The following is a 9,487-nucleotide window of genomic DNA, read 5'->3' on the forward strand; positions in this document are numbered from 1 at the left end:
ATGGAGGGTCGACCAGGTGGCAGAAGAAGACACGTATAGGAATCTTCGTAGACCACAGAGTTCATTCGCGACAAGGGATGAATACCTGGAGAATGAACTCAAGACAATGAGACCCAAGCGATGGGCTCTCAACCTTCCGGGGCGAGACTTCAATTTTGAAGTCGAGGATATCGTCCCTGCGATATCCGGGACGATCGGGAAGATCGTCATGGTGACGGCGATAGTCTCAGCATTTGCAGCCGGCTTTGGTCTTACGCCGGAGTTCGTGGTGGAAAACGTCAGATTCGAGATGCTGATCGCAGCACTGCTCTTCGTTATTCCCGTCAGCGGATTTCTGAATCCACGGGTGAATCTTCCGGGAAGCCATGGACCGATGCTCCCTTTGATCGGTCTCATCGCTCTTGCCGGGGGCCATCCTCTTGCCCTTGGTGTGATGGTCGGGGTATTCGGGCTGATGCTTGGATTGATGAAGGGTGGGTCAAGACTAGTAAACCTCACTGGAGTCGGCGTGCGCGGGGGACTGCTTGTGTTTCTGGGACTAACGGGGCTGCTAGGACAGATAGATGCATTGAGGGCATGGGCAAAACCACTCGGGCTCGAGCTGGTGTTTCTTGTCGTCATATTCGTGACGATCATCGTATACACGTACTTGGCAAGAATAGGTAAGAGATGGATGGCGATACCCTTATGCTCCTTCTTTGCGGTCATTGTCGCACTGTCTATGGGTGCGCCCTTTGAGTTCAAGACCTCGCCAGGCATTCCGAACCTGAATCCGTTCTACTGGTGGGGAGAGGGGACCGGCTGGATGCTGGGGATGCCGGACCTTGGGCATTTCATTGCGGTACTGCCGTTTGCCATACTCGCGATCGCCATGTGGCCCCCCGACTTCCTGAGTCACCGCATCTTCCAGGAAGTGAACTATCCAAAGGGATCAGAGAGAGTGTTCATGCATGTCGACGACACGATGGTCGTCTGCTCTGTGCGGCAAGCAGTTGGAAGCGTTCTCGGGGGCGGAAATCTCACGTCGTCGTGGGGAACGTACATAATCCCTGCAGGAATCGCCAGGCGACCGATTCCCGCAGGCGCGATATTGACAGGAATTGGCTGTGTTCTTGCGTCTCTCATCGGGTACCCGATGGACATGGCAGTGTGGCCGCCGATGCTCAGGGTCGCCCTGATTGTTGGGGTGTTTCTGCCGCTACTCGAAGCCGGCATGCAGATGATTCAGACCAAAATGGATTCCTGGGGCGCCGGTTTATGCATATTTGGCTCAGCGCTTATCAACCCGGTGTTCGGATGGTCGCTGGCGATGCTGCTTGATAACAGTGGCGTACTCGGGGACGCCGAGAGGACAAGAAGCCTGGTACCCGTTGACCGCGTCGCCATACCGCTTGCAATGTGGTTGATATGCACGGTTGCGATGGCGGCTGCGGGACTGGTCCCCGGGATTCCCGCGCTCATATAGGAGTCGTCGCAAATCCACAGATGTGGTGGCCGGGTCTGAAGGCACCGATGCTAAGCGAGGTCTTGAAAGAAGGGGACGCAGTCCACTTAGTTTCTGGAGGAGGCGGCAGAGCATGATGACTGAGATAGAGAAGATCAAGAAGATCATGGTCGCGACCGATGGCTCGGAGCCGTCGATACGTGCGATCAGGCATGCCATAGAGATGGCGCGGGAGAAGGACGCAGAGGTTCTCGCACTCAGCGTCAACACCACGTTGGTTGACGTAGGTGCGCGAGGGTACGACGTGCTTGCTCAATTGGGATCAGACAAGCACGTAGTGGATGAGTCCGTAGATGTTCATGGCATATTGACCGAATACTACGACAGAATCGGAAAACCAGAGTCGCTTCTCATGGCCGAGGCCGGTCTTGAGATAGCCAGAACACTCGGAGAAGATCAAGGCGTGAGGGTGACCACCTTGATGGAGCATGGAAGGGCGAGCGAGACGATCCTCAAGGTTGCCGAACGAGAGAAGGTGAACCTCATCATCTTGGGAACTACTGGATTGACCGGCCTAAGCAGAATACTTATCGGGAGCACTGCGGACAAAGTCACTCGATTGTCTAAGTGCCCCGTCATGGTGATTCACTAACTCACCGCGCGTGGAGGAGCCGTCCTTTGGGCGAGTGCGCATGGCCGTACCTGTTCGTCGACGCCCGTTACGAGAAGGTGCGCCGAGGCGGACGCGCGTGGTCTCGGCCGGTGTGCTGATCGCCTACGGGGTCCGCAGCGACGGGTACCGTGAGACGCTCGACGTGCGCGTCGCCGACACCGAGAGCCGCGCCACCTACGAGGAGCTGTTCGCCGACCTGAAGGCCCGCGGGCTCTCCGGGGTCGTGCTCGTCACCTCGGACGCTCACGAGGGACTCAAGGCCGCAGTTGCCCGGCACTTCCAGGGAGCGAGCTGGCAGCGCTGCCTGGTGCACTTCACCCGGGATCTGACGGAGAAGATCGCCTTCGCCAGATGCAAGGAGTTCGTCGCCGATCTGCGTGAGGTGTTCGCCGCGAGCGATCGGGCCGCCGCGCCTACTGTGGCCGCCCGCATCGCCGACAAGTGGCGCCCGACGCACCCCAAGGTCGCCGGCGCGATCGACGAACACATCGAGGAGTGCCTGACCGCACTGGCCTTCCCGGCCGCACATCGAAGACGCTTCTAGGCAACACGAACGTCGAGCGCATCAAGGGTGATGACCGCTACAAGACGGCGGATGCCGTAGCCGCACGCGTCATCGAGGTCAAGGGAGGTGCCTTTGACGGTACGGCGTTCGTGGCTACCGGCGCGAACTTCCCCGATGCCCTTGCCGCAGCACCGCTCGCCGCTGTACCTCGCGCATCCCACGAGAGGCATCACCGCCGGTACGCAGGCAGCGATGGCAGGCGTGACCGACGTGCTCGTGCTCGGCGGCATAGCTGTGGCATCGATATCGAGGATCGTGAGGCAGAGCGGTACCGGCACGAGACGTAAGATCCTCGGCATCGCAGGTGACTTCAACAGGGAGGCGAGCCGTGGTAGCCTTCATAGATACGGTGATCTTTCTTGTTGGGTTCATGGCGGTGTCGCAACTACCATTATCCCAGCCAGAGGGTCACCGTCTTTCATTTCAAGCACAAATCTCGAGATCTTCGTGGAGAATCGAGGTTAGTGCGCAAGGCGGCACCCCGCACCATGGCCCAGTGCGGCGTCGGCGTGGACCATGCGGACCGCCTGCTTTTCACCGCGGGCGAGAACATCGAGCGCATGCACTCGGAAGCCGCCTTTACGCGGCTGTGCGGCGTCGCTCCGATCCCCGCCTCGAGCGGACGCACGGACAGGCACCGCCTGAGTCGCGGCGGGGACCGCCAGGCGAACCGAGCGTTGTATATGGCCGTGATCATGCGTCTGGCACACGACGAGCGCACCCGTGCGTATGCGCAGCGGCGGACCGCCGAGGGTCTCTCCAAGCCGGAGATCATCCGTTGCCTGAAGCGCTACCTCGCTCGCGAGGTCTACTCGGCATTGACGGGCGGTGTTCCTGAATATAGTATTGGCACACTGGATAGTGATTATTAGGGAGTGTGATACCATGAGGCGTTCGAATCTGGCTGTCGTCCTGCTCGTCCTCGCGGCGCTCGGCGCTTCCGTTCTGGGGGGTTGTTCCCCGGCGGATTCGGGCCCGACAGAAGGGCCGGGGGCATCGGAAGCGTCACCGCTACGGGTCGGGCTCATCCCCAACATCGCCCCCGAAGAGCAGAAGGCCAAGTACGAACCGCTCCGGGAGTATCTCGAGGACACGCTTGGTCGACCGGTCGAACTGTTCGTCGCGACCAACTACTCCGGTGTGGTCCAGGCGATGGTCTCGGGCCACCTCGACATGGCCTACTTCGGCGGCTTGACGTACGCGCAAGCGCTCCAGCAGGTCGAGCTCGAGCCGATCGTCACCGAGATCGATGCGGAGACCGGGACCCAGGAGTACTACAGTGTCATCATCGCCGGGGTGGACAGCGGGGTCGAAACTCTCGCCGATCTCGCGGGAAAGAGCTTCGCCTTCGGCGACCCGGCATCGACCTCGGGGTCGCTCTATCCGCGCAAGATGCTCGTCGAAGCGGGTTACGACTGGCGGCAGGACTTCGCTCCCATCGCCGAGGTGCTCTACTCCGGTGGACACGATGCGACCGCCAAGGCGGTCGAGAACGGTACGGTGGCCGCGGGTGGTATCGAAGGCCGGATCCTGGCTAGGATGATTGCCGACGGCAGGGTCGACGAGTCCCGTATCAAGATCGTGGACAGAGTGCTGGTCCAGGGCTACCCGTGGTGCGTGGTCAGCAGCATGGACGACAAACTGAAGGACGAGATCCGCAACGCCTTCCTCGCGATTGACGACCCGGTGCTGCTCGATCTGCTACGTGCCCGCTCCTACGTGGCAGTCGATGCGGACGACTACGCCGAACTGCGTAAAGATGCTGTAGCGCTCGGCCTGATCGATCCGGAGGAGTAGTGGATCGGGGTCTCACAGTCGACGGGCTGGGCTTCTCCTACTCCGGCCGGGAGTGGGTGCTGCGGGATGTCTGCCTGACCGCCGCGCCGGGCGAGGCCGTGGCGGTCATCGGACCGAGTGGGGCCGGCAAGTCGACGCTTTTCCGCTCGCTGGCGCGTCTCGCACGCCCCTCGGCAGGGAGGGTCCTTCTCGACGGAGCCGATCTGTACGCTGCCGAGAGAGCGCGCGGATTCAAAGGGGCGATCGGATACGTCCACCAGCAACACGGGCTTCCCACCACGATCTCCGGGGCGATGGCGGTGATCGGGGGAGAGATGCACGCATGGGGCCCGGCCAAGGTGATTGCGTCAGTTCTGCTGGGTCCTACGGGGGCGGAACTCGAGCGCGTCGCAGAGGTGCTCGGACGGGTCGGCCTCGAAGGTCGCGAGCACGATCGCATCGGCGAGCTGAGCGTCGGGCAACGCCAGCGGGTGGCGGTCGCACGGACTCTGCTCCAGTCGCCCAGATTGATCATCGCCGATGAGCCGGTCGCCTCAGTGGATCCTGCGACCGCCGACATTATCCTCGGCCTGTTGGCTGCAGAGGCCCAACGCGGGGCGATCGTGCTGTGCTCGGTACACGATGTGGAGAAAGCGCGCCGACACTTCCCCCGGATCGTCGCGTTGCGCGACGGCCAGGTGTGTTTCGACGGCGCGCAGGACACCCTGTCCGAAGAGATCGTCGGACAGGTCTACGGGAGCGGGCGCGCTGCGTGAGGCCCCGCTCGCTTTCGCGCCTGGTCTGGCCGTCCGCGGTACTGGTGCTCGTGGTGTGGAGCGCACGCGGTGCCGGCGTCGATCCGGCACGGTTGTTCGGGGCCGATGGCCGCACCCAGATAGCGCGTTTCCTGGCCGGGTTGTTCCCGCCGGAGATGTCCTCCGCCTACCTACTGGGCCTTGTCGGGCCGGCGATCGAGACGGTGCAGATGTCGCTTCTCGGGGTGGTCTTCGGTGCTGCGATCGCTATGCCGCTCGCCGCGTTCGGTATGCGTGCTCCCGGCGCGGCTGCTCCTGGGGGGCGCGGCCGCGCGGGGACCCGGGTGCGGCTGTTCTCCTACCACGTTGCCCGTAGCATCCTAAACACGATGCGGACGATCCCGGACCTCGTGTGGGCCTTGATGTTCATCGCCGCAGTCGGGCTCGGGCCGTTCTCGGGAGTACTCGCGCTGACCGTCCATAGTGCGGGTCTCCTCGGCAAGCTCTATTCCGAGGCGCTCGAATCGGTCGATCCGGTGCCGGTCCACTCCCTGCAGGCGGCTGGTGCCGGGGCCCCGGCAGTCCTCGTGTGGGGGGTCCTGCCCCAGGCGATCGGTCCGCTCGTGTCCGTGACGCTCTACCAGTGGGAGTGCAACATCCGGGCGGCGATGGTGCTGGGGTTCGTGGGCGCGGGCGGTCTCGGTCAGCGGATCGACCTGGCGATGAGGCTATTCCGCTACGATGAGATGCTCCCACTCCTCGCGGTGCTCCTACTGCTCGTCACGATGGTCGACCGGCTGAGCGCGACCGTTCGCTCGGGGCTCATCAAGAACCTGTGAGGCCCTGCTGCAGGCCGGCGAATCGCGAGACGGCGTTGTTGAAGCCGGAGGCGGTAGCCACCTCCGGCATCTCAGGGCTCAGGGTCGAGGCTGACGGGATCTGGGTGGCGCTTCAGCGGGCTCGCGGTCGAGGTGTCGAGGTCAAAGCGCTGTGTGCTTACGAGGACAAGAAAGCAGGTAGACGCGTCGGAGTCGTGCACCACGCCCTCGTGGGCGGCCCGAAGCGTTTCTGGGAGGAGGGCGTGGCACACTTGGCCGGCCACTACTCGCTTCCTTCGCTCAAGCGCTGCTACACAGGGAAGCGACGGCGCGAAATGGTGCGGCGATCTGGCCGATCACCTGCACGGGCCAAAGATCGTCCACAAGCTCGATCCCTGGCATCTGAATCGCGCGATCAAGACGGCCTTTCCAGAGCCGCAAGACGCCGCTCCGCTATTCGAGATGCTCTACGCCGGCAAGATCGACGAGCTGCTCGAGGTGCTCCGCTTGCGCCTGGACATCGGTTTCGGTGAGGAGGCCAAGACGCGACAGCTGATCGGCTACATCAAGAACAACCGCGCCTCGATAGAGGCCGACGCACCGAGCATGGGGACGATGGAGGGGACCCAGGCACACCTCTACGCCGCCCGGATGAAGGTGTGGGGCGGGGCGTGGTCCAGAGAGGGCGCAAGCGACGTGGCGCGTATCAGGGCCACGCTTGCATCGGGCGAGAAGCTTCCTGTGCCGGTGCGGGAGGTGTCGTTCAGAAAGAAGGATCGAAACCGGCAAGCGGCGATTCTCGAGAAGCGCCGCTACGGATCGGGATACGAGATGGTACACTCAGACGGTAAGGGATATGAACCACCGGCGGGACACCTGATGCCGCTTTCGACCCGTCAGCCGTTCCGCGCGATGTTCAATCCCATGAACTGAGAGTGGACCCCCCCAAATTCTTACGCGCTCCAATTTATGTTTTGCACCGCGCAGCTGTCTATATGTAGAGTACGAGTCATACTCACTATGGGGGCGGCAACGCCTGGGGGTGGTAATTGGACTCGCGTGCGACACAAACTGAGAGCACATCAGGCTCACAAACTGCGGGTCTGCTAACTCGAGTACGAGCCAGGCCGGTGCTTTCCATCACCATCCTAGCCGTTTTAGTTGCCGCGCTTTCCACAACCGCTTTCTTCCTTTTCGCCGGCCCGTCCGGCCCTCTTTTTACCGAGCAGCCCGGTCGCAGTAGCGAGCCTTTAGTGAATCGCCCCGGGATTCCCGGAGACCCCGTCGTTTGAGAGGATGGGGTCATGAACAGACAGACGAGGTACCCACAAGAAGTGCGTGAAAGAGCCGTCCGGATGGTCTTCGAGCACACGCCCGAATACGACTCGCAGTGGGCGGCGATCAAGTCGATCGCGGACAAGTTCGGCATGACGCCGGAGACGCTTCGTCTCTGGGTCAGGCGAGCCGAGACCGACGACGGACTGCGACCGGGTCTTACGAGCAGCGAGCGCGAACGCATGAAGGAGCTAGAGCGCGAGAACCGCGAGCTTCGGCGCGCCAACGAGATCTTGAAGAGCGCTGCGGCTTTCTTCGGGGCGGAGCTCGACCGCCGACAGAAGAGGTAGTCGACTACATCGACGCTAACCGCGACCGTTTCGGGGTCGAGCCGATCTGCGAGGTCTTGCCGATCGCCCCTTCAACCTACTACGCCGCCAAGACGCGTGAGCCGTCGGCCAGAGCGCTGCGCGATGCCGAGCTCAAGCCCGAGATCGAGCGAGTGTATTCCGAAAGCTACGACGGCTGCTACGGCGCTCGCAAGGTGTGGAAGCAGCTCAAGCGCGAAGGTGTCCCAGTGGCGCGCTGCACGGTCGCACGACTGATGCGTGAGCTGGGACTTTCGGGCGTGAAGCGGGGTGGATACAAGGTCACCACGATTGCCGACCCTGCGGCCGACAGGCCCGCGGACCTCGTCGATCGCAAGTTCGTCGCGATCCGCCCCAACGAGCTTTGGGTCGCAGACATCACCTACGTCGCGACCTGGAGCGGATTCGTCTACGTCTCGTTCGTCACCGATGTGTTCTCGCGCATGATAGTCGGCTGGCGCGTGTCGAGTTCGCTTCGTTCAGATCTCGCACTCGACGCGCTGGAGATGGCGGTGCACGCACGCGGCGGGGCCGAGGGTGTGGTGCACCACTCCGATCGCGGCGTTCAATATCTATCGATTCGCTACACCGAACGGCTTGAAGAGGAGGGCGCCGTCGCCTCCGTCGGCAGCAAAGGAGACAGCTACGACAACGCGCTCGCCGAGACGATCAACGGCCTGTACAAGACCGAGGTGATCAGGAGGAAGGGTCCGTGGCGCGGCATAGAGGACGTCGAGTTCGCCACGCTTGAGTGGGTGCACTGGTTCAATAACCACCGGCTGCTCGAGCCGATCGGCGACATTCCGCCGGCGGAATACGAAGGTCTCTACTGGCTTGAGCGAGCCGCGAACGATACAGTCGGACTCAAGGAATCAGGTCTCCAGTGAACCCGGGGCGATTCAGCTCAAGCGCGAAGGTGTCCCAGTGGCGCGCTGCACGGTCGCACGACTGATGCGTGAGCTGGGACTTTCGGGCGTGAAGCGGGGTGGATACAAGGTCACCACGATTGCCGACCCTGCGGCCGACAGGCCCGCGGACCTCGTCGATCGCAAGTTCGTCGCGATCCGCCCCAACGAGCTTTGGGTCGCAGACATCACCTACGTCGCGACCTGGAGCGGATTCGTCTACGTCTCGTTCGTCACCGATGTGTTCTCGCGCATGATAGTCGGCTGGCGCGTGTCGAGTTCGCTTCGTTCAGATCTCGCACTCGACGCGCTGGAGATGGCGGTGCACGCACGCGGCGGGGCCGAGGGTGTGGTGCACCACTCCGATCGCGGCGTTCAATATCTATCGATTCGCTACACCGAACGGCTTGAAGAGGAGGGCGCCGTCGCCTCCGTCGGCAGCAAAGGAGACAGCTACGACAACGCGCTCGCCGAGACGATCAACGGCCTGTACAAGACCGAGGTGATCAGGAGGAAGGGTCCGTGGCGCGGCATAGAGGACGTCGAGTTCGCCACGCTTGAGTGGGTGCACTGGTTCAATAACCACCGGCTGCTCGAGCCGATCGGCGACATTCCGCCGGCGGAATACGAAGGTCTCTACTGGCTTGAGCGAGCCGCGAACGATACAGTCGGACTCAAGGAATCAGGTCTCCAGTGAACCCGGGGCGATTCACTTCGTAGTCTTGAACAGGTTCTGTCCATCGAAGAACACATGCGCTCTCAGTACCGCCGGAATGGACACATTCCCCATGAACTACCCCCCAGAAAAGACTGACCCCGCCAGAGGCCCGAAAGCTGATCCAGCGGGGATGATATAGCAAGTACTATGTACCCCGTTCATCGGCGTGTCAATACCTCAACTTGAGTGG

Annotated in this window: 8 protein-coding genes, 3 pseudogenes and 1 other annotated feature; all 11 genes and pseudogenes read left to right on the plus strand. The window is 62.2% G+C overall.

Annotated elements, in window-relative coordinates:
* The first annotated feature begins 16 nt into the window (after positions 1-16).
* Positions 17-1,465 (plus strand): DUF3360 domain-containing protein, encoded by a 1,449-nt coding sequence (locus M1617_05180; protein ID MCL5887676.1) that lies wholly within the window; start codon positions 17-19, stop codon positions 1,463-1,465.
* A gap of 112 nt (positions 1,466-1,577) precedes the next feature.
* Entirely contained in the window at positions 1,578-2,096 is a 519-nt protein-coding gene (locus tag M1617_05185; protein MCL5887677.1) for a universal stress protein, read from the plus strand.
* Positions 2,072-2,661 (plus strand): annotated as a pseudogene (locus tag M1617_05190) (transposase). Before M1617_05185 ends, M1617_05190 begins: the two are co-directional and overlap by 25 nt.
* Positions 2,613-2,969 carry a cell wall-binding repeat-containing protein gene (locus tag M1617_05195; protein ID MCL5887678.1) on the plus strand — a complete coding sequence of 119 codons (357 nt, stop codon included), beginning with the start codon at positions 2,613-2,615 and terminating at the stop codon, positions 2,967-2,969. The pseudogene M1617_05190 and the gene M1617_05195 overlap by 49 nt, the downstream one beginning before the upstream one ends.
* A 270-nt stretch (positions 2,970-3,239) precedes the next feature.
* Positions 3,240-3,554 (plus strand): annotated as a pseudogene (locus M1617_05200) (transposase).
* A gap of 13 nt (positions 3,555-3,567) precedes the next feature.
* On the plus strand, positions 3,568-4,479 hold the full coding sequence (phnD, locus tag M1617_05205) for a phosphate/phosphite/phosphonate ABC transporter substrate-binding protein (GenBank protein ID MCL5887679.1): 912 nt from the start codon (positions 3,568-3,570) through the stop codon (positions 4,477-4,479).
* Positions 4,479-5,234: an ATP-binding cassette domain-containing protein gene (locus M1617_05210; protein ID MCL5887680.1), complete on the plus strand. Its 756-nt coding sequence runs from the start codon at positions 4,479-4,481 to the stop codon at positions 5,232-5,234. Before phnD ends, M1617_05210 begins: the two co-directional genes overlap by 1 nt.
* Positions 5,231-6,052, plus strand: coding sequence for a phosphonate ABC transporter, permease protein PhnE (gene phnE / locus M1617_05215; GenBank protein ID MCL5887681.1), 822 nt, complete (start codon positions 5,231-5,233; stop codon positions 6,050-6,052). The genes M1617_05210 and phnE overlap by 4 nt, the downstream gene beginning before the upstream one ends.
* Before the next feature lie 153 nt (positions 6,053-6,205).
* Complete coding sequence (locus M1617_05220) at positions 6,206-6,964, plus strand: hypothetical protein (GenBank protein ID MCL5887682.1); 759 nt, start codon at positions 6,206-6,208, stop codon at positions 6,962-6,964.
* A gap of 371 nt (positions 6,965-7,335) precedes the next feature.
* A protein-coding gene (locus M1617_05225; GenBank protein ID MCL5887683.1) for an IS3 family transposase occupies positions 7,336-8,561 on the plus strand; the annotation gives its coding sequence in 2 pieces (ribosomal slippage) (positions 7,336-7,615 and positions 7,615-8,561; 1,227 coding nt in all).
* Positions 7,611-7,727: a sequence feature (AL1L pseudoknot), on the plus strand. (Overlaps the previous gene by 117 nt.)
* Before the next feature lie 13 nt (positions 8,562-8,574).
* Positions 8,575-9,276 (plus strand): annotated as a pseudogene (locus M1617_05230) (IS3 family transposase).
* The last annotated feature ends 211 nt before the right edge of the window (positions 9,277-9,487 follow it).

It is taken from the genome of Actinomycetota bacterium (genome assembly GCA_023488435.1).
Lineage (GTDB): Bacteria > Actinomycetota > Coriobacteriia > Anaerosomatales > UBA912 > UBA912.

Coding starts and splice junctions, on each gene's coding strand:
- M1617_05185 (MCL5887677.1), top strand. CDS start 1,578: ATGATGACTGAGATAGAGAAGATCAAGAAGATCATGGTCGCGACCGAT.
- phnD (MCL5887679.1), top strand. CDS start 3,568: ATGAGGCGTTCGAATCTGGCTGTCGTCCTGCTCGTCCTCGCGGCGCTC.